This window comes from Paraburkholderia dinghuensis, assembly GCF_003837865.1.
GTDB lineage: Bacteria > Pseudomonadota > Gammaproteobacteria > Burkholderiales > Burkholderiaceae > Paraburkholderia > Paraburkholderia dinghuensis.
Genome location: NZ_RQIS01000023.1, coordinates 1 through 19,063, shown reverse-complemented (window position 1 = coordinate 19,063; position 19,063 = coordinate 1). Strand labels below are relative to the sequence as shown.

At 59.4% G+C, this 19,063-nt stretch carries 16 protein-coding genes and 1 pseudogene; 9 read left to right on the top strand and 8 right to left on the bottom strand.

What is annotated here, in order from left to right:
* Window positions 1-240 precede the first annotated feature (240 nt).
* The gene (locus D1Y85_RS23735) at window positions 241-930 is read left to right on the top strand and encodes a potassium channel family protein (RefSeq protein WP_124153521.1); all 690 of its coding nucleotides are present in this window, start codon (window positions 241-243) and stop codon (window positions 928-930) included.
* Window positions 931-1,227: 297 nt separating this feature from the next.
* Here D1Y85_RS23735 and D1Y85_RS23730 read toward each other — a convergent pair whose 3' ends face one another.
* The 3 genes from D1Y85_RS23730 to D1Y85_RS23720 are packed head-to-tail and all read right to left on the bottom strand — an operon-like array spanning window position 1,228 to window position 3,964.
* Window positions 1,228-2,295 (bottom strand): ABC transporter substrate-binding protein, encoded by a 1,068-nt coding sequence (locus D1Y85_RS23730; RefSeq protein ID WP_221410334.1) that lies wholly within the window; start codon window positions 2,293-2,295, stop codon window positions 1,228-1,230.
* Window positions 2,292-3,083: an ABC transporter permease gene (locus tag D1Y85_RS23725; RefSeq protein WP_124153520.1), complete on the bottom strand. Its 792-nt coding sequence runs from the start codon at window positions 3,081-3,083 to the stop codon at window positions 2,292-2,294. The genes D1Y85_RS23730 and D1Y85_RS23725 overlap by 4 nt, the downstream gene beginning before the upstream one ends.
* Window positions 3,080-3,964: an ABC transporter ATP-binding protein gene (locus tag D1Y85_RS23720; protein ID WP_342773485.1), complete on the bottom strand. Its 885-nt coding sequence runs from the start codon at window positions 3,962-3,964 to the stop codon at window positions 3,080-3,082. The genes D1Y85_RS23725 and D1Y85_RS23720 overlap by 4 nt, the downstream gene beginning before the upstream one ends.
* A 776-nt stretch (window positions 3,965-4,740) precedes the next feature.
* On the opposite strand from D1Y85_RS23720, the gene D1Y85_RS23715 reads away from it, so the two are divergent.
* From D1Y85_RS23715 to D1Y85_RS23700, 4 genes are all read left to right on the top strand, one after another.
* Window positions 4,741-4,950, top strand: coding sequence for a hypothetical protein (locus D1Y85_RS23715; RefSeq protein ID WP_124153519.1), 210 nt, complete (start codon window positions 4,741-4,743; stop codon window positions 4,948-4,950).
* Window positions 4,951-5,100: 150 nt separating this feature from the next.
* Window positions 5,101-5,373 carry a metal/formaldehyde-sensitive transcriptional repressor gene (locus tag D1Y85_RS23710; RefSeq protein ID WP_124153518.1) on the top strand — a complete coding sequence of 91 codons (273 nt, stop codon included), beginning with the start codon at window positions 5,101-5,103 and terminating at the stop codon, window positions 5,371-5,373.
* A 9-nt stretch (window positions 5,374-5,382) separates the two neighbouring features.
* Window positions 5,383-6,666 (top strand): CDF family Co(II)/Ni(II) efflux transporter DmeF, encoded by a 1,284-nt coding sequence (gene dmeF / locus D1Y85_RS23705; protein ID WP_124153517.1) that lies wholly within the window; start codon window positions 5,383-5,385, stop codon window positions 6,664-6,666.
* Window positions 6,667-6,669: 3 nt separating this feature from the next.
* Window positions 6,670-6,870, top strand: coding sequence for a DUF1289 domain-containing protein (locus D1Y85_RS23700; protein WP_124153516.1), 201 nt, complete (start codon window positions 6,670-6,672; stop codon window positions 6,868-6,870).
* Between the two features lie 294 nt (window positions 6,871-7,164).
* Here the strand turns inward: D1Y85_RS23700 and D1Y85_RS23695 are convergent, their stop codons facing one another.
* From D1Y85_RS23695 to D1Y85_RS27245, 3 genes are all read right to left on the bottom strand, one after another.
* Window positions 7,165-8,112: a cation diffusion facilitator family transporter gene (locus D1Y85_RS23695; RefSeq protein WP_185219108.1), complete on the bottom strand. Its 948-nt coding sequence runs from the start codon at window positions 8,110-8,112 to the stop codon at window positions 7,165-7,167.
* 276 nt (window positions 8,113-8,388) lie between these two features.
* Window positions 8,389-10,050, bottom strand: coding sequence for an Nramp family divalent metal transporter (locus tag D1Y85_RS23690; protein WP_124153515.1), 1,662 nt, complete (start codon window positions 10,048-10,050; stop codon window positions 8,389-8,391).
* Between the two features lie 114 nt (window positions 10,051-10,164).
* Window positions 10,165-10,314 carry a hypothetical protein gene (locus D1Y85_RS27245; protein ID WP_185219107.1) on the bottom strand — a complete coding sequence of 50 codons (150 nt, stop codon included), beginning with the start codon at window positions 10,312-10,314 and terminating at the stop codon, window positions 10,165-10,167.
* Between the two features lie 1,562 nt (window positions 10,315-11,876).
* Between D1Y85_RS27245 and D1Y85_RS23680 the strand changes: the two genes are divergently transcribed.
* Together D1Y85_RS23680 and D1Y85_RS23675 are read left to right on the top strand one after the other, a co-directional pair.
* A complete protein-coding gene (locus tag D1Y85_RS23680; protein ID WP_124153573.1) occupies window positions 11,877-13,340 on the top strand; it encodes a carbohydrate porin in 1,464 nt (487 codons plus the stop codon).
* 256 nt (window positions 13,341-13,596) lie between these two features.
* A pseudogene (locus tag D1Y85_RS23675) lies at window positions 13,597-14,022 on the top strand (site-specific integrase); the annotation flags it as partial.
* A 318-nt stretch (window positions 14,023-14,340) separates the two neighbouring features.
* Here D1Y85_RS23675 and trhP read toward each other — a convergent pair.
* On the bottom strand, window positions 14,341-15,639 hold the full coding sequence (trhP, locus tag D1Y85_RS23670; protein ID WP_124153513.1) for a prephenate-dependent tRNA uridine(34) hydroxylase TrhP: 1,299 nt from the start codon (window positions 15,637-15,639) through the stop codon (window positions 14,341-14,343).
* 278 nt (window positions 15,640-15,917) lie between these two features.
* Window positions 15,918-16,991 (bottom strand): alkene reductase, encoded by a 1,074-nt coding sequence (locus D1Y85_RS23665; protein ID WP_124153512.1) that lies wholly within the window; start codon window positions 16,989-16,991, stop codon window positions 15,918-15,920.
* Window positions 16,992-17,180: 189 nt separating this feature from the next.
* Here D1Y85_RS23665 and D1Y85_RS23660 point away from each other — a divergent pair, with 189 nt between their 5' ends.
* Window positions 17,181-18,056 carry a LysR family transcriptional regulator gene (locus tag D1Y85_RS23660; protein WP_124153511.1) on the top strand — a complete coding sequence of 292 codons (876 nt, stop codon included), beginning with the start codon at window positions 17,181-17,183 and terminating at the stop codon, window positions 18,054-18,056.
* Window positions 18,057-18,820: 764 nt separating this feature from the next.
* The gene (locus D1Y85_RS27240) at window positions 18,821-18,988 is read left to right on the top strand and encodes a hypothetical protein (protein WP_185219106.1); all 168 of its coding nucleotides are present in this window, start codon (window positions 18,821-18,823) and stop codon (window positions 18,986-18,988) included.
* Window positions 18,989-19,063 lie beyond the last annotated feature (75 nt).

Below are 19,063 nucleotides of genomic sequence, written 5' to 3'. Positions count from 1 at the left end.
GGACATGGCATCTGCATAACGTCTGATCCGGCAGCAGACCTGGCTTATGCCATCCCTGGGCTTGATTGTCCGAAAAGCAGTCTCTGGTTGCCGTAATTGCGTCGAAAGGCGAGTGTCGGCAACGGGTGGACTTCTGCCAGCGCGGGCGGGAGCGGCAGGGTGTGTTACCGCTTTATACTCTCGTCACACGCGGCTCCGCCAGTCTGGCCGCGACATACGCGAACCAGGGGAGAGATCGCCATGGCACTCCGTACGACGCGCGATGCGCTGTCTCGCATTTTCTACCAGCGCTGTTTCTGGCTGTTCGTCGTGCTGCTCACTCTCATCGGCGCGGTGTCGTTTGTCCCGGCGAGCGACAGCGGCCGCCTCGTCCTGAACGTCGTAAATATGTTTCTCCTGATAGCGACCGTGGCCGCGGTCGGCCGCACGACCCTCTCGTTCGTGATCGCACTGGTACTCGCCGTTCCGGCCATGTGGTTCCAGTACCTCGGCCTGTGGCACGACGACGATCGCAGCCTTGCGATATCCTGGATATTCAGCGCTGTACTCTATTTCATCACTGTGGTTTACCTTCTCCGCTACGTGTTCCAACCGCGGATCATGACGCCGGATAAGCTGTTTGGCGCCGCAGCGGCGTATCTGCTGATCGGCGTCCTCTGGGCATACATCTACGCGAGCATCGGGTTCTTCTATCCGGGGTCGTACATGATCGTCGGGCAGTCGGGGCGGCTCGTCTATGCCGACGCGCTTTACTTCAGCATCACCGTCCTCACGAGCACAGGCTTCGGCGACATCACGCCGCTCACGCGCCCGGCACGCGGCATGTGCATGGTGGAACAGATCACCGGCAGCTTGTTCGTCGCGATCCTGATCGCCCGCCTCGCCGGCGTTTATCCACCGAGAGAGAGTTATACAGACCGAAAATCGTAGAGAGTCAGGAAGCTTTGTCGTCTCTGTTTGGTCTCCTGACGATATGCGTGGACTCGACGGACAACCAGGATGGAGGGGGATGTACCTCGCAAGCGGTTATCGCAAGCGCATGGTGACGAACGACCGTTGAGGGTCGACTACGCCCGACCGCGACAGGAAGCAGACGGCGGTGGATTCAACCGGTCGAAGCCACAGTTTGATGAAATCGCTCGGCCGGTGTGTCGAAGTTTAGTGTTTTCGGGGACGCTCGTTGAGTCGCCGGTCTGATGGGCTGCAGCAAAAGCCAGCCGGCCGAGCCTATTTGAACTTATATGCCCTTGCCTGCGCGTCGATCGCCGCCGGATCGAAGCGATTGATCTCGTCAATGATTTCGTTTGTGACAATATCCTTTACGTCGATCTTTTCGGATATCACCTTCCATTTCAAAAGGAAGTCAGCTAAGGCGCCGTAGTTCGCCTCGGAGCTTTCACCCCATTTCCGGACACCCGCCTTGTCAAGCTTCCAGTTGACAACGCGCGCCTGCAGTACCTTGACATCATGCGCAAGCGCCGTGGCCTCATCCATGCCGGTCGGTTTCGTCTGCGGGTAAACTTCCCACACAATTCGCACCGCCGCCTCCGGATTGGCGATAGCAAATATCGTCCCCTTCGCGTAGCCTTGGGCGAGGGCCACCGCCTCCTGACGGCGGTTCCGCAGCGTCTCATCGAGAGCCATAAAGCCATTCGCCGGGAAATGTTCGATCTCGCTGGTAGGAAGCAACCGGAGTTTGACGCCCGCGTTCTCGACCAGCGCGTACTGAGTATCGTATTGGCTGAGGGCGTCGACCTGTTTCGAGCGCAGCAACGCCGCAGTCTGCGCACCTTCTCCCACAACCACGATAGTAATGTCGGTGTCTGGGTTCATCCCATTCGTCGCCGCCAGCGCTCGAGCCTCGATCACGCCGTTCGCTGACATTGAACTGACGCCGATCTTCTTGCCCTTGAGTTCGGCAACACTTCTGATCGGGCTTTCTTTTGGTACCGCAATGCCGTCGATGTTGCTCTGGTAGGCGGTATAGAAGATTTTCCCTTTGACGCCCTGCGGGTGAATAATTGCGAGCGGCTCGACCGTGGCCAGCGCAAAGGCCAGCTCGCCTCTGGCCAATTCCTTTACGCACTCGGTCGAACCAGGCAGCGGCACGAGTTCAACCTTGACGCCCGATTGCCTGTACCAGCCGAGCTTGGTGGCTATCGCGAAGGGCGCCACTGCGGAGGACACCGTCCGGGCGCACCAACCGACTTTGATCGTATCGTCCGCCGCGGCGTCGCGTGGTGGCAGGGAAACCAAAACCGTCATTGCCACTACAACAGGGAGGACGCGATTCATGGCTTGCCTCCTGAGATGGGATGCATTGTCTTTTCAGACGGATCCCAGAACAGTATCCGACGTCGGATAAAGTGAATGCATGCGTTGAGAGCAAGGCCCATTACCGAAAGGATGAGCAGCACGGAGAACTGGCCGGCAACGTCGAGCGTGAAGTTCATGCTCTGTATCAACATTCCCAGCCCTGCGTTCGCGCCGACGAATTCTGCGACGATGGCACCGATGAGCGCGAAGATCATGGCGATCTCGACTCCCGCAATAATGAACGGCAACGCAGTGGGTAAGCGCAGCATCCAGAAGATCTGGATCTCGCTTGCCGCCAGTGAGCGCATCAGGTTGACCCGATCCTCATCGGCTGAGCGCAGTCCGACAATGGTGTTGACCATCAGCGGAAAAAACGCGGTCAACGCCGCCTGCACTACTTTGGACATGATGCCGAGGCCGAACCAGATGATGATCAGCGGTGCCAGTGCGACTTTCGGCGTGGCCTGAAACATCACGATGAACGGATAGAGGAAATACTCGACGCGCCGGCTCATCGCAACCGCGGCGCCCACGACGAGCGCCAGGGCCGAGCCAGCAACAAAGCCGAGCAGCGTCTCGGCAAAAGTGATTCCCAGATGTGAGAGGTAGAGGCCGCTCGACAGACCGCGCCAGAGCGCAATCAGTACGCTCGACGGTGTTGGCAGGATGAAACGCGGGATCGCGAGAATACGCACTGTCGCCTCCAGGATCACCAACACTCCGACGACTAGCAACAGACGGAGAATAGACATACGCAAAGGCATCATGCGATCACTCCTTTCGCCTCGACACGGGCGCGGATGCGACGTATGTGCGCGCCGAATTCGGGTGACGTCATGACGTCGAGGGTGCGCGGACGGGGGAGGTTGATCGCAACATCGTCTTTGATGCGGCCCGGTCTGGGCGTCATGACCAATACACGATCGGCCAGAAATGCCGCCTCAGTGATCGAATGCGTGATGAAGAGCACTGTTTTCCTGCGCTCCAGCCACACACGCTGCAACTCGAGGTTCATCTGCTCGCGCGTCATCGCGTCGAGCGCGGCAAATGGCTCGTCCATCAGAAGGATGGCGGGATCGTGCACGAGGGCGCGGATGAGGGCCACGCGCTGCTGCATACCACCGGACAGTTCCCACGGATAGCGATGCTCGAAACCCTGCAATCCGACAAGGGCGAGAAGTTGGAGGGCGTGGTTCTGCATTCGGTCGCGCGCGAGTCCCTGTACATCAGCCGGAAGCAGCACGTTATTGAGTACGCTACGCCAAGGGAAGAGCACCGGCGACTGAAAGACAACTCCAATGTCGCGACGCGGGCCTTCAATCGGCCTGCCCCGAAGGCGCGCCTCGCCGCGGGAGGCTGGCATCAACCCAGCGAGGATTTTGAGCAGCGTCGACTTGCCACAGCCGGAGGGGCCGACAACAGCAACAAACTGGCCGTCGGCGATAGTGAGATCGATATCGTCAAGCGCAAGAACCGACTCGCCTCCCCTCTCATAAGACTTTGAGAGCCGCGCGACGGAGATGAACTCGCTCGAAAGTTGCGAGTCGTTTGCAGACGAGGATGTCGCATGCGGTTCCCCGGCGTGCCCCTTCGCCTGGGCTGGCGCGTCGCGTCGACGACCGATCCTGAAAAGCCGGGCAGAAGTCACAGTCCTCCTCCCCGACGATTCCTCTGGTCTGAGTATGGCATTTATTGACTGCAATACAAGGCAAGCTCGCCCTCGTGGAAGGGGATACCAACTGGATCTCAAAGCTTGAATAGCCCCATCGCACCAAACGTAATGGACAACCTGGCAGTCCGCCAGGCGGCCACAGCTTTCGATTATCAAACGTCTGTTTGCTCCGCCACCTCCAGGGTGCCGGCCGTTGGTTACGGGCTGCGATCGCAGACCCCGCGATCTCTCCGCGTTCGAACCATGCTGCCGCCATAATCCGTAATGAAATCGCGGGCGATCTCGAGATCCATCTCACCTCCTTTAAGTTACGAATTTTTTTCGCGTGAAGTGAAATAGTGGAGTCGAGTGTGTTTCTGCGTCGCGGCCGAGATGACGTGTTGAAACTACGCTGGTCGTTAGCTAACTGCGAAATACGGTCATCTATGGCAGTTCGTCCGTTCGCTGGCGCGACAGTTGAACTTCGCCTCCTACCCAGCCAGTTGACAATCAAGCGTGAGCCGCGGCTCGTCACGACAGCACCGAAGACGTACTCTCGTCACGTGCGTGGATGCAGGCAAGAGAGCGGTGTGAAGAATGGTGCTTGAGGGCAGATGTAATTTGACTTAAAGGATAAGCGATCGTCGGCTGATGGTCGGCCACGCCAATTGACCCGACGACCGTTGCACCTTGAAAGCTGCCCTTGAGGTTTGAGTGGCTCGAAGAGGCGAAACGGGTCGCTTTATGACTTCTGCGTGAGGCGCGCACCCGAGATGATCGTCGTGCTCGGTCGTGGGGAGCTGTGCGGCCAATTCCCGACGCCCACGTTGGTCAGTAGTGAGCCGTTCGAAGGGCAAGAAGCCCCGCGAAAGCTGTCACTCATCAGCACTCGCAAGGCTATTTACGTCATCGGGCTTGCCTGGCTGGTGCTGCGCACTCCATGTCGTCAAATGGCCGACAAGCATGTTGACCTGTGCCCCTGAACATCGTGTCCAGAGTGGCTACTCCCACCGAAGAATGCGTTAAATACAGGCGCATCTCGTCAAACTCCGCATGTATCCCGTCAGAAGCTTGTAATATACCCCCTCACCCTATCCATGATATAGTCCCCCTCGGTATATCGGAGGCTAGACATGAGCCACACCATTCGGGAAAAACAGAAGCTGCTCAATCGGGTTCGCCGCATCAAAGGGCAGATTGAAGCCATCGAACGCGCGCTCGAGGACGAGCGTGGCTGCGTGGACGTGCTGCAGCAGATCACGAGTTGCCGGGGCGCAATGAACGGGTTGCTCGCCGTAGTGCTCGAGGACCACATCCGCACCCATCTCGTCGATGCAGAACCCGCCGACGAGCACGGCAGCGGAACGGAGCAGCTGATCGAGGTAGTTCACAGCTACTTCAAGTAAGAGGGAAACATGAGTGATTTCAGGAACGCCGCGTTCGGGGCGGGACACGACCACATCTTTCTGGGTACGGCACACGAAGAGAACGAGCGTAGGACCTGGATGGTGATTGCGCTGTGCAGCGCGATGATGGTGGCCGAGATTGTCGGCGGCAGCCTCTTTGGCTCCCTCGCGCTCGTCGCCGACGGTTTGCATATGTCGACGCACGCCGGAGCGATGCTGATTGCCGCTTTGGCCTACACGTACGCACGCCGGCACGCGAGCGATTCCCGTTTTGTCTTCGGCACAGGCAAGCTGGGCGACCTCGCGGGCTTCACCAGTGCCATCGTGCTGGCCATGATTGCCCTGCTGATCGGGTATGAGGCCGTTTCGCGTTTCTTCTCACCGGTGCCGATCCACTTCGGTCAGGCGATTCCCATTGCTGTGGTTGGCCTGCTGGTCAACCTTGCAAGTGTCTGGCTGCTCAGTGGCGACCATCACGGTCACAGCCATGGCCACGGTCACGGTCACGGTCACGGGCATGAAGACGAACATGGTCACGACGGTGAGGTCCAGCGCATCTTCGGTACTGCTGGCGTGTTCGCGGTGTCCGTCTTCGAAGAAGGCGTCCCTCCGGTGTTCCGTATTACGCCCGAGACTGCGGATTCGAAGCTCGCATCTGATGGTGTCACTGTCACGACGATTCGCCCGGACGGTACGCGTCAGACTTTCGCGTTTGCCGACCGTGGCGGTTATCTGGAATCGAAAGAGGACATTCCTGAGCCGCACGCATTCAAGGCGATGGTGCGTCTGCCCGATGGCGAGCACGAAATCGAGTTTGAAGAACATGAGCACGGCCACGACGATGTGAACGATGCTGCAAACCGTGACCACAACATCCGGTCCGCCTACATTCATGTGATCGCCGACGCGGCAGTGTCGGTGCTGGCGATCATCGGCCTCGTGCTCGCGCGCGCGTTTGGCTGGCTCTGGATGGACCCGCTTGCCGGCGTTGTCGGTGCACTGGTGATTGCGAACTGGTCGTGGGGCCTCATGCGCGATACAGGGGGCATTCTGCTCGACATGAACCCGGACCGGCGCATGGCCGAGAACGTGCGCCATGTCATCGAAGACAACGGCGATGCGGTGCTCGACCTCCATGTGTGGCGCGTCGGTCCCGGCCACATGAGTGCGGTCGTATCGGTTGTCACCCATGACACCCAACGCAACCCGGGCTTCTACCACGCGGCACTCAAGCGCTTCAAGGGCCTGTCGCATGTGACCGTCGAAGTCAATCCTGCGCGCGTTGCGGCCTGAAAGATGGCACTCAAATCGCCTTGCATCGATGTATGCGCCTTCGATGGCAAAACCGCGCTCTGTATCGGCTGCGTTCGTACCCGCGAAGAAATCCGGGGGTGGAAGAAGATGACCGACCACCGGCGCCATCAGATTCTCAATGACAGGCCCCGTCGACAGGCAAAGGTCAACCAGGCGGCGCTCATGGCTGCACGGGAAGACTGAAGGAGTCGCGTGCCAAGCGACTCCTTTCCCGGTGTCCAACGTGCACCCGATTGCTACCGTCTACACAGCGAAATCGTCAATGGCGGAAACGGGTTGAATCCACCGCCAACAAGCGACATTCATCTGTATTTGTGTACTGCCCATCGAACGACTCTTGTTTACCGGAGAAGAGACGCCCGCTTGTCTGTTAATGGGCGCTCTCATGGCGAGCTAATTCGTACAGCGTCGTGGTGGTTAGCGCCGGGCACATGGCCTGGAACTGGCTCGGCGCCCGCAGATGAGGAGCTACCCGAATCAGCTTGACAGGTGAAGTCCAGGTTCGTGGCGATTCACATTAATTTTCACAGGCGTCGGTTCGCGCACAGGGTCTAAACGCGTCATAACGGTCAGTACCGGATGTTTTTCGACGAGCACGCGCTGCACAGCCGCCGAGATGTCGTGTGCCTCGACCAGCGACAACCCTGCATTCACTTCGAGGTGAACGTCGACCACGATCATGTCGCCCATCTTGCGCGTGCGAAGGTCGTGAAAGCCCACAATGCCGGGTGCTGCCGCTAGCGTTTCCCTAATCGCAGCGACCTCGTCGTTGTCCGCCGCGCGATCCATCAGGTCGTTCAATGCGGCCCACGCAAATTGCCACCCCATGCGTGCCACCATGACGCCCACGATCAGCGCCGCGACAGGATCGAGAATCGGGTAGCCGAGCAGGCTGCCGACAATGCCAACAGCGGCCACCAGTGACGACGCGGCATCCGAGCGCGCGTGCCAGGCATTCGCGGCTAACATGCTCGACCGAACGCGCCTGGCAACGGCGAGCATGTAACGAAAAAGGAGTTCCTTCGCAACAAGCGCGACGGATGCAACCCACAAGGCAGTCACGTGCACACGCGGTATCGCATCAGGATTGCGGAACTTCACGACCGCGGTCCAGAGCATTCCCATGCCGACAGCAAGCAGAAGCAGTCCCAGAAAAAAAGACGCAGCGTTCTCGAAGCGTCGATGTCCATAGGGATGGTCTTCGTCCGGCCCCTTCCTGCTTTGTTCGCCGGCAAAGAGGACAACGAAGTCCGCGATGAGATCTGAGAGCGAATGGACACCGTCGGATAGCAAAGCCTGCGACTTTGCAGTGACGCCGATGATGATTTGCGCCACTGAGAGGAGCAGGTTCACGCAAACACTGACCATTGTGCTGCGCTGGGCCGCCGCGTGATGATCGGTTTCGATCGAATCTTTAATGCTCATGAATCTGGCTCCACACGTCCCCGACTGCATGCAGAGACTAAAAATCAAAGCGCGAATTATCACACAAATGAGCCAAAAAATTCATGTAAGGCATTGATTTTCATATGAAATAAAATGGCAACGATTCGCAACACCTTTCGCTTTAACGTCCGCACAATATGCCGTGTGTCGATCATTAATCTGCATGCTCCAAAATGAAAAACGGGTTCGGAGCTGGCTCCGAACCCGTGCGGTGAGCAAGGCAGGCTCGCGCCTGCCCTACGCATTCGAGCGTCCTTAGTGAATGGCCATCTGCACGACCTTCACGATGACAAGACCCACCGCGACGATGAGATAGGTGCGCAGCACCCCCATCCACACCCGCGTCGACAGCGTCAGATGCTGTGGCGCTGGCAGGTCTTCGAGCGGCGACATGCGCCACGAATTGCGCAACTCCTTCAGGGCCGGCTTGTTCAGCGCCGGCGTATCGCTGGCGACAGCCGTGCCGCGCGACTTGCGTGAGAGTTCCACCGCGGCATACACGGCCACGGCAAGCCCGCATCCGCCCACGAGAATCTTGACGATCGCCGCGCCGCTGATGTCGGGATACACCGTGGCAGCGGTCAGGATGATCGACAGAACCACGAGGATGGCAATGACGGCGCCCGTGAACACGTTCAGCTTCTTCGAGTTCACCCACGGGCCGAGCACGGCCTTGTCATTGCACAGCAGCAGCAGAAACACGGTGGCGCTCGGTAACAGCACGCCAGCGAGCGTCTGCACAGCTTCAGTCAGAAGGCCAAGCGGGCTGCCCGGCATCAGCACGAGGGCCGCAGCGAGCGCGATGATGCCGAAGTAGACGAGATAGAAGCCCTTTGCGTCGAGCACGCTACGATGCAGTGAGTGTTTGACCTTGAACACATCGCCGATTGCGTAGGCCGTCGAGAGCGAAACGGCGGCAGCGCCGATGATCGATGCGTCGAGCAGCGCGACAGCGAAGATCGTCGCCGATGTCTCGCCAACATACTTGTGCAGGCCGGCGATCACGCCACCCGCGTCGGTGAAGTTACCGAACTCGGGCCTGCCGTCAAAGAGTGCAGCCGTGAAGGCCATCATCGCCACGGCGCCAACAATCACAAAGGCGATGCCAATCCAGAGGTCGGCCTTCTCGTACTTCATGAAACGCGGCGTGATGCGCTTGTCGATCACGTAGCTCTGCTGGAAAAACAATTGCCACGGTGCAACGGTCGTGCCAACGATGCCTATGACGAGCAGCATCACATCGGAGAGCTTCGAATCCCTCGGCCAGGTCGGCACGAAGAAGTCGCGCGCGATGACGTGAAGCGGCGGATGGATCGAGACGAGCACGGGAATCAGAAGGAGGCTCAGCAGGCACAGGACGATTGCGAAGCGTTCGAAGCGCCGGAAATCTCCGGTACTGACTGCGGCCATCGTCAGGACTGCAGCGATGCAGACGCCGAGCACCTTCGAGACGCCAAGGAAGTCGAGCGCAAACGTAATGCCGATGAACTCGGTGACGATCGTCAGTGCATTGAGCAGGAATAGGTCGATGACGCTGAACGCGCCCCAGAACTTGCCGAAGCGTTCGAATATAAGGCGCGCGTGGCCGACGCCCGTCACGGCACCGAGGCGCAGGACCATTTCCTGATTCACGTAGAGAACCGGGATCAGCAGGGCGAGCGTCCAGAGCAGTGACGTGCCGTAGTTCTGGCCGGCTTGCGTGTAGGTGCCAAAAGCGCCGGCGTCGTTATCGCCAACCATGACGATGAGGCCGGGACCGAGGATGGCAAGCAGCGTGCGCAGGCGCGCCATCCAGTTGCTGCGCGGGGCGGTGTCGTGATGGGCGATCGTGCCGAAGGCGCCTTTGATATCGCCGACGTGCGCGTCGTCGAGCACGGCAGTCCGGCGCTGCGCGATGTTTGCAGGTGTAGTGGACATTTGAATTTTTTCCTTATCGTTGGCGCTTGAAGTCGATGCTATGAGCACATAGCGCAGCGTTGCCACGGGCCGGCGTTCGTACTGTAGGCAGGCACGCGGCAGCGCCAGACGGCGTCAGTGAGCGAGCTTCTTGAGCGCCGTCCGGATGGCGGCGACCACGCGGGCCGAAACGGGCGGGCGGGCGTCGAGCGCGAGCATGCCGTTGTAGTGCATGCGAGCTTCTTCGACATGCGGGAAATGCGAAACGAGCAGAGCGAAGCGCATGATGATTCCTCCAATAACTTGAAACGGGGTGCCTTCGACCAGGCCTGCCTTCGTTTCGGTTCACACGAGCCGAAGCACTCGGGCGTGTGGGAGGAACGTGTGCGGCGAGGATGTCAGGCGAAGCAAGCGGCGTTCAGCGAGAACGCACGATGAGTCGTACAGGGACAAGGTTCAGGGTCAGGCATCGTGAACTCCTTTGTCGTTTGCGTCTGATTCGCGTTTGACGCACGTGTTTAACCGCACGCCGGGTCCGCGCGGCATTCGGTGCGCGCGAAAACGGCGTGAACGAGCGGCGCTGCGAGCCAATGGCTCGACGCGCCAGGTCGTCTGGACGAATGCGCGTTACACCGCACGCGTCAAGGACGACGGCAAATCGAAAAGATGCGCGAGGAAGAAACTACGGAAGCTACTGCGGCGCGCACCGTCTGCCTGCTGGCAGGACGGCGGCTAAGGAAAAATCCAGGCGGGCGTCGTGCCGGTCAGGCAGAAAAATTTCTCGAAGGTCGACTACTGCAACTGTCCAAGGCATATGCCCCTTTCGTGGAAACATGCGAATTTTAGGAACGACGCGCGCGCTACGTCAACAAATATTCCGAGGATTTTTCTTTCGAATCCGTTACTTGCAGTGGATGAGAATCGTTTTGCAGATCTCGTCATGTCTTGCTCGCGAGGCCATCCATGCTGCTGCCCGCAAATGTTGCGCGCGAGCGACGCAGTAGTCGCTCTCGCTCCACCCTGATGTCATCAAGCCGGGCCCATGCCGACACGGGTTGCCGGGACCGCATCGCTAGCGAATCAGCACTGCGTAGTAATTTCTGCTTGCGCGTTCGCAAATGGCGAGCATAGAATCCGCCCTGTTTTCAGGAACAGGAGAGTCCTTCGTGGACGCAAGCTCTAGTAGTCGATCTTGTATGCCGGCCCGTGCCGGCGCCCAGGTTGCAATCGCGCGTTAGCGACGCCGGACTTTCCTCCCCGCCGCTGCCCCCGATTGCCGGGTCAGCGCGCTTCTTCCCAGACCGCCTGTGCGGTCTGTCTGTAGCACGCTCCCTTTATTTGTGTAAGCACGCCGGCAGCGTTTTACTTCGCTGAAGGCGCGTCGCTTATCGAACGTTGCCCGGCCTGGCCGGGTTCGACGGGAGTTTACTCATGCATATCGAACGCTTTCTACGCGTCTCGCGCGCTTATTTGCGTGCGTCGCCGGTCGTCGCACCGCGCGGGGACTTCAACGGTCATGGCCAGCTCTGGCAGCGTACAAGCACGCACACAAGCACCGGCACAAGCCAGTCAGTGCGAACTGGGGTCTCAATCGCGTCCCTCTGGACGACATCAAGAGGCAATGTCCGCGGTACACCATGGCCCGCGTGAGTTGACTGTCGTCGCAACCGCGACTTCACAAAACTGCGGTGTAACAGCGGGCTGGCGCCGAACGTCTTCCCTCGTCGCCATTGCTCGTTCGTCGGTTCAAGTCCTCAGAAGAAAGCAAAATGATTTCATTTGGCACGCTCACACAAAACGACAACGGCATTGGTGCGCCGTATTTTCTCGCGCCGACCCCGCGCCTGATGCCCGTCTGCGCCGCTGCGGCACTGGTAATTGCACTGGCCGCTGGTGCATCAGCTCCGGTTTACGCACAGTCGGAGTCAGTCGCACCGACAACGGCAGACCAGTCCCCCACGCCGATGACTAACGCCGACGCAACGCCCGCGCAGGGCGAGACCGCCCCCGCGCCGACCAGCTTCTGGGAGCGCTCGAACCTGCTTGGCGACATGGGCGGACTGCGCACGCTGCTGGGCGACCACGGTGTGACGTTCAACGTGCAAGAGACGAGCGAACTCTACGGCAACTTCACCGGCGGTATCTCGAAGGGCGCCTCTTATAACGGCGCCACGCAATTCGGCCTGAGCGTTGATACCAATAAGGCGTTCGGCCTGCAGGGCGGCACCTTTTTCGTCGATGCCTTGCAGATTCACGGACACGGCATTACGGCCGCACGCCTGAATTCGCTGCAAGCCGTGAGCGGCGTGGAGGCCGAAGCATCGACGCGTTTGTGGGAACTCTGGTACCAGCAGGCGTTCGGGGACAAGTTCGATGTCAAGATCGGCCAGCAAAGCCTTGATCAAGAATTCATCGTCAGCGAGTACGCCAGCACTTTCGCGAACGCTACGTTCGGCTGGCCCGTCCTGGCCGCCACTGCCTTGCCTGCGGGCGGCCCCGCCTACCCGCTGTCGTCGCTCGGTGTGCGCCTGCGGTTCAAGCCGAATGATTCGACGACGATTCTCGGTGGCGTCTTCGACGGCAACCCGGCGCCGGGCAACGGCGACCCGCAGCAGCTCAACGCCAGCGGCACGCAGTTCAACCTGCACAACGGCGCAATGATGATCGGCGAGGTCCAGTACACGATTAACCAGCCCCCAGCAAACGGTTCCGGCGCGGCGCAGCCGGGTGGGCTCCCGGGCACCTACAAGCTGGGCTTCTGGTACAACAACAATCGCTTCGCGGATCAACACTTCGACACCAACGGCATTTCGCTCGCGAGCCACGCGTCGAACGGCGTGCCGGCCACGCACGACGGCAACTTCAGCATCTATGCCGTCGCAGACCAGATGGTGTGGCGTCCGAGTGCCGACAGCCCCCAGTCGCTCGGTGTATTCACGCGTGTGATGGGCGCGCCGGGCGACCGCAACCTGATCGACTTCAACATGAATGCGGGGGTGGTGCTAAAGGCGCCGTTCAAGGGCCGGGATAACGACTCGGTCGGTCTTGCGGTCAGCTACGCGAACATCAGCTCGAGCGTGAGCGCGCTCGATCGCGACGTCGGAAGCTTCACGACGCCCGGCTATCCCGTGCGAACGGCTGAAACGGTGATCGAGGCGACGTACCAATGCCAGGTTACGCCGTGGTGGCTGCTGCAAGGCGAACTCCAGTACATCTTACATCCGGGCGGCGGCATCCCTGACCCGAACAACAACGGTGCGCGCATTGGCAACGAGGCCGTGGCCGGACTGCGGACAGTCGTGACGTTCTGATGGTTTGACGATTCGAAGTGTCCGGGCCTGCCGGCGGTATGGCGAACCGGCTCAGACAGCGATGCCTCGCGCCGCGAGGCCGGCGCACAGCAGGTCTTGCGAATGGCCGGTCATTCCTGCTATCGGCTTTCAGCCGTCGGCCTCACACCGCAAGCTGCCATTCGCAAATCGGCGCGATAAGCGACCGACAAGGGTCGGGTAGTGCCCATTGCTCTGGACTCAGACTGGATCTCCCTTCAATTGAAGGGAGATTGTCATGAGCACATCAACCGATACGGGTCCGTCGCGGGTACCGTGGAACAAAGGGAGATTGACCGGCCAGAATCCGCCGTTAAAGCTGAAGGAGATTTGGGCTAAACGCGTGCGCCTGCAGCTTTCGTAACGCGTGCGGGATCTGGCAATGTTCAATCTCGCCATAGACAGCAAGCTTCGGGCTTGTAATCTGACGAAGCTGCGCGTACGTGACGTTTGTCACGGGGAGCGCGTCGCCAGCCGCGCGACGATCATGCAGCAGAAGACACAACGGCCTGTACAGTTCGAGATTACCGAACAGACCCGTGAGAGCGTGGCGGCATGGATCAGGCTTGCGGGACTGCACGCAACCGACTTCCATTTTTTTCCGAGCAGAATTCACGACTCTCCGCACTTGTCGACACTACAGTACATCGAAACCCGCCATCAGACCGCATAGGGTCGAACGACGGGTGAGGGTCGGCGAGCGCCCCTCGCGTTTCCCGAATGCTGCCATCCACCGTCGCAGTGACGCATTCGATAGTCGTGTTTAGAGCATCGTGAGCGCTGCTGTGCAGATAATGTTCTTATCGCAGCCATCGAGAATTCAGGCGTAACCGCCCGAATCGATTTCAACTTCGAGCAGCGTCCCAAGCCTGCAACAAACGCACGCCGTCGCACTGACTTCTCTCGCCTGCACTAGCCCGAGGACGCTGATGAAAATATCGCGTGCATCCCGGATGCATGCGAAAGACCTCGGTTTCAACGCCTACTGATCATCCGCGACATATCGGGCCACAAGCGTCATCGGCCCGGTTTCTCCGATGTCGACGCGGACCGTATGGCCACTGCCGGGCGCGACATCACAGGCTTGTCCTTCGATGTTTTCCATGCGACTCAAGGTCATGTCGCGCGCGCCGTCCGGCGTGACGATCTCCAGCGCATCGCCAACGGCAAAGCGATTCTTCACGTCGAGCGTCGTGAGCCCGGTCACTGCGTCATAAGCCAGCCATTCGCCGACGAACTGTTGACGCGCGTTGCCCGAGGCTCCGCTCAAGTAGTTCTGGTAATCCTCGGAATGATGCCGCTGCAGGAAGCCGTCGGTGTAGCCACGATTGGCGAGGCCCTCGAGGCGACCGAGAAGCCCCGCGTCGAACGGGCGGCCGGCGACCGCGTCGTCGATGGCGCGCGTATAGAGCTGTGCGGTACGCGCGACATAGTAATGTGACTTGGTACGGCCTTCGATCTTCAGACAATCGACGCCGATATCGACCAGTCGCTGCACATGTTCGATCGCGCGCAGGTCACGCGAATTCATCAGATAGGTGCCGTGTTCGTCTTCGGACAGCTCCATCCATTCGCCGCTGCGCTGCGCTTCTTCCTCCAGCATATACACGCGATCCGCAGCAGCGTGGCGCGGCACGTGTTCGCCTTCAGGCGTGAGCGCGGATTCGGTCATGCGATAGCTCCAGCGGCAGGCGTTGGTGCAGGTGCCCTGATTCGAGTCGCGGTGATTGAAGTAGCCGGAGAGCAGACAGCGTCCGGAATACGCCATGCACAACGCGCCATGCACAAAGACTTCGAGTTCGGTGTCGGGGCAGCGTTGGCGGATCTCAGCGATCTCGTCCAGCGAAAGTTCGCGCGACAGGATCACGCGTGATACGCCGATCGAATTCCAGAAACGGACGGCGGCGTAGTTGACGGTGTTGGCCTGCACGGACAGGTGGACCGGCATGTCGGGCCACGTCTCGCGGACCATCATGATCAGTCCGGGGTCGGCCATGATCAGGGCATCCGGGCCAAGGGCCACCGCGTCGCGCAAGTCCTTGATGAAGGTGTCGACCTTGCGGTTGTGCGGCATCAGGTTGACGGTCAAGTAGAAGCTTTTGCCGGCTGCCCGGCAGGCTTCGATCCCTTCGCCCAGGAAGCCCGTGTTGCGGAACTCGTTGTTGCGCGCACGCAGGCTGTAGCGTGGCAGGCCCGCGTATACCGCATCGGCGCCGTATGCGAGAGCGTAGTTCAAGGCGCGCAGCGAGCCGGCGGGGCTGAGAAGTTGTGGGCGCTTCATGGCGTAGACCTGCAGGAAAAACCTGTAAGAGTACCAGCGTTTTTCTGGACGCCCTTTGCGCCAGCGCGTGTTGGTGTGTGGTTTTTTGCGCGTCGCGAAGATGGGTTCAGACCCGTATGCACGCGCCACGGTTGAAGCGGGCTATTGGCCTGCTTCAACCAGCCGCGACATGCCCAGATGGACATTCGAATGACGCATCTGGGTTACATGATCTGGAATTCGCGCTTCAGCGTGTAAGCGGCGGGCTTACAAGCGGGCTTACAAGCCGGATTGCCTCCTCAGCCAGAGATGGCTTCGCTCAGCGTTGGATAGTCGGTGTAGAACTTCTCTGTGCCACCAAAGAAACCTTCCCTATGCGGCTCATTCATCGGGGCGTTGATCTTGAGGCGTTCGACGAAATCCGGGTTCGCCAACACCATGGCGCCGTACGCTTCCAGGTCGGCCATGCCCGAAGCGACATCGACTCCCACCTGTTCGCGCGATCGCCCAGGACGGTTCAGAATCAGTTTGCCGGTCCAGAGCGAACGGATGTCCTCCAGAAGCGCCTCATCGCCCTGATGCATGATGTGCAGATAGGCCAGCCCCAGCTTGTCGAGTTCGCCGACGAGGTAACGGTAGAGTTCCGCTCCTTCGGCACCTTCGTCGATGCCCCACATCGTCGTACCGGGCGACAGGCGGATGGCCGTTCGATCAGCACCGATCTCGCGGGCAATTGCCCTCGCTACCTCGATGGCGAAGCGTGCGCGATTTTCGATGGACCCGCCGTATTCGTCCGTGCGTGCGTTTGCGCTTGGGGCGAAAAACTGCTGGATCAGATACGCGTTCGCGCCATGAATTTCGACGCCGTCCGCACCGGCTTCAATCGCGCGGCGTGCCGCGAAGGCAAAGTCGGCGACCGTCTGGCGAACCTCCTCGATTGTCAGCGCGCGCGGCACAGGAATGTCCTGCATTCCCCTGGCCGTAAACATGCCTGTGCCCGGCGCGATCGCAGACGGTGCCACACCCGGTCGGTGGTGAGGCGTGTTGTCCGGGTGGGACATGCGTCCGGCGTGCATCAGTTGAATGAACATGTGGCCGCCTTTCCCATGCACTGCGTCCGTGACGCTCTTCCAGCCGGCCACGTGCTCATCGGTGTAGATGCCGGGCGTCGTCAGGTAGCCCTGACCGTCCGCTGAGGGCTGAGTCCCCTCCGAGACAATCAGGCCGACGCTGGCGCGCTGCCCGTAATACTCAACGGCCAGCTCGCCCGGCGTGCCGTCGAACCTGGCACGCGACCTGGTCATCGGCGCCATGACCAGGCGGTTGCGCAGAGTGTAGCGGCCGACACGAACGGAATCGAATAGTTTGCTCACGATGGGATCCTCGAATGAAGTGGAACCAGGACCAGGCGCCGCTGCACGACGAAGCCATGAAGGACACTTCCGTGCCCAGGAGCGCGTCAGCGGCAGCCTGAAGTTGCGATGGACGCATCATCGTCTGCTTCACCCGGAAGATAAAGATGGTCTTTCGGATATCATTGCTGCATAAATGGAGCAATGCGGATGGATGACTACCTCAATGACATGGCCTTGTTCGTGGAGGTCGTCAAAGCCAGGGGCTTTCGCAACGCCGGGCAAGCGATGGGCATACCGAATTCGACGGTGTCGAGGCGAATCAGCGCACTGGAGAAAACCATCGGGCTGCGCCTGCTGCATCGCACGACCCGCAAGATCGAGTTAACCGAGGCCGGTCTGATTTACTTTGAGCGGTGCAAGCGCATTGTCGACGAGGCACGCCTCGCCCACGAGCAGCTTGGCGAAATGCTCGCGCAGCCCAGTGGGATACTGCGCGTATCGCTGCCCGTCGATTTCGCTGTGACGTACCTCGCGCCGCTAGTCGTGGAGTTCGCTGAACTGTATCCGGGTATCAGCTTCGACTTCGACCTCACGCCGCGGCGGATCGATCTTGTCAGTGAGCCCTACGACGTTGCGATCCGCATAGGCGAGTCCGAAAACTCGCAGTTGATAGCGCGCACGCTGGCCTCGCTGACCCCATACCTGTACGCGTCGCCCGGGTATCTCAAACGATCGGGGGAACCTGACAAGCCCGGCGATCTCGCGCGGCACGAATGCCTGGCGATCCTGAAGGCCGCCGCATGGACTTTGCATGATGGAAAGCGGACTACTACGGTGCCCGTGCGTGGACGATTTGCGCTCAACAGCGTCGGTATGATTCGACGTCTCGCGTTACTGGATCAGGGCATCGTTCTGATGCCGCAGGAAGTCGTCGCAGAGGATCTCGCCAGCGGGACGTTGCGCCGTGTTCTCCCGGATTGGCACGGCGCGGCCGTGCCAATTTACGCGATCACGGAAACCAGGCTGCTGCCCGCGAAAACACAGCGCTTTATCGAATTCCTGCAGCAACGCCTGGCGCGGTAGAGCGGAGAACGTTGACTTCGGCCTCGTACAAGCGATCCGTTACAGGAAACGACAATCGGACCATTAGTTACGGATAGGCCGCTCCGGGTCGATGACGGTTCGCAATGTCGGGCAACAGTCGGCTGTGGATTCAACCGGTCGATGCAACACCTCCGCTGCTCACGCAGGTTCTAGTGTGTTGCATCGACCGGTTGAATCCACAGCCAGTTTCGGCCATTCCGCGTTGGGACTCAGATCGTAAACAATCGGACTATAGTGACCAACAACTTCAGTATCTGAGGACAACTTGCAAAGAACGGACTCCTCCGACACACTGGTTGGTTGACAGGCGCCGCAAAATCTCAATCAAATATTGTCGCGTAGAAGGGGGACAACTTTCAGCGAAATTTAGCGGAAAAATTCACGTTTGGATGATCATGCATACAAAGACAAAATTCTTCATCTTTCTTGTTTTAACCGCAATACTCTTCATTGGTGTTTTTTTTGCTGGATGCAGCAATTTTCCTATACAAATTCCAATGCCTCATCCCATAAAGGTACTGGTGAGTATCGCATTCCCGTTCGTCGTAGCTGCCTCATTGATAACAACGATTGTTCAGTATTTCAATATTTTCAAACGCCCCTCAAGAGTGGGTCCACCGGCAATACCAGCCAAGATTCTCTACGTTTTCATGGCTGGTCTGGTTATCTATCTATTCATACTAGTTCTTATGGCAAACGAATTCTGTCGTTGAGGGTCGACTAATTTTCCGAAGGAGCGGAGCATGCACCCTCTTTCGAGTCTTAACGTTGGAAGCTATGTGATCTCCGGTCTCGATCGTGTGGAAACCGAGCATGAAAACGACACCGCATACGACCGCGACGTTCATGCCGATTTTCGAGTGTCCGGTATCAAGCGGCTCAAGCGTCTCTTCCGGGTCCAGCCTATGTGAAAACGCTGTTTTCCGCCGCGCGAGCCATGGACGGCCAGACCGGTCGAGTTTTTTTACGGTGAGTTTGAATTGATC

What these genes read in the sequence shown, in the direction of transcription:
- D1Y85_RS23735 (WP_124153521.1), top strand. Translation starts at nt 241, where the DNA reads ATGGCACTCCGTACGACGCGCGATGCGCTGTCTCGCATTTTCTACCAG.
- D1Y85_RS23730 (WP_221410334.1), bottom strand. Translation starts at nt 2,295, where the DNA reads ATGAATCGCGTCCTCCCTGTTGTAGTGGCAATGACGGTTTTGGTTTCC.
- D1Y85_RS23725 (WP_124153520.1), bottom strand. Translation starts at nt 3,083, where the DNA reads ATGATGCCTTTGCGTATGTCTATTCTCCGTCTGTTGCTAGTCGTCGGA.
- D1Y85_RS23715 (WP_124153519.1), top strand. Translation starts at nt 4,741, where the DNA reads ATGATCGTCGTGCTCGGTCGTGGGGAGCTGTGCGGCCAATTCCCGACG.
- D1Y85_RS23710 (WP_124153518.1), top strand. Translation starts at nt 5,101, where the DNA reads ATGAGCCACACCATTCGGGAAAAACAGAAGCTGCTCAATCGGGTTCGC.
- dmeF (WP_124153517.1), top strand. Translation starts at nt 5,383, where the DNA reads ATGAGTGATTTCAGGAACGCCGCGTTCGGGGCGGGACACGACCACATC.
- D1Y85_RS23700 (WP_124153516.1), top strand. Translation starts at nt 6,670, where the DNA reads ATGGCACTCAAATCGCCTTGCATCGATGTATGCGCCTTCGATGGCAAA.
- D1Y85_RS23695 (WP_185219108.1), bottom strand. Translation starts at nt 8,112, where the DNA reads ATGAGCATTAAAGATTCGATCGAAACCGATCATCACGCGGCGGCCCAG.
- D1Y85_RS23690 (WP_124153515.1), bottom strand. Translation starts at nt 10,050, where the DNA reads ATGTCCACTACACCTGCAAACATCGCGCAGCGCCGGACTGCCGTGCTC.
- D1Y85_RS27245 (WP_185219107.1), bottom strand. Translation starts at nt 10,314, where the DNA reads ATGCGCTTCGCTCTGCTCGTTTCGCATTTCCCGCATGTCGAAGAAGCT.
- D1Y85_RS23680 (WP_124153573.1), top strand. Translation starts at nt 11,877, where the DNA reads ATGCCCGTCTGCGCCGCTGCGGCACTGGTAATTGCACTGGCCGCTGGT.
- trhP (WP_124153513.1), bottom strand. Translation starts at nt 15,639, where the DNA reads ATGAAGCGCCCACAACTTCTCAGCCCCGCCGGCTCGCTGCGCGCCTTG.
- D1Y85_RS23660 (WP_124153511.1), top strand. Translation starts at nt 17,181, where the DNA reads ATGGATGACTACCTCAATGACATGGCCTTGTTCGTGGAGGTCGTCAAA.
- D1Y85_RS27240 (WP_185219106.1), top strand. Translation starts at nt 18,821, where the DNA reads ATGCACCCTCTTTCGAGTCTTAACGTTGGAAGCTATGTGATCTCCGGT.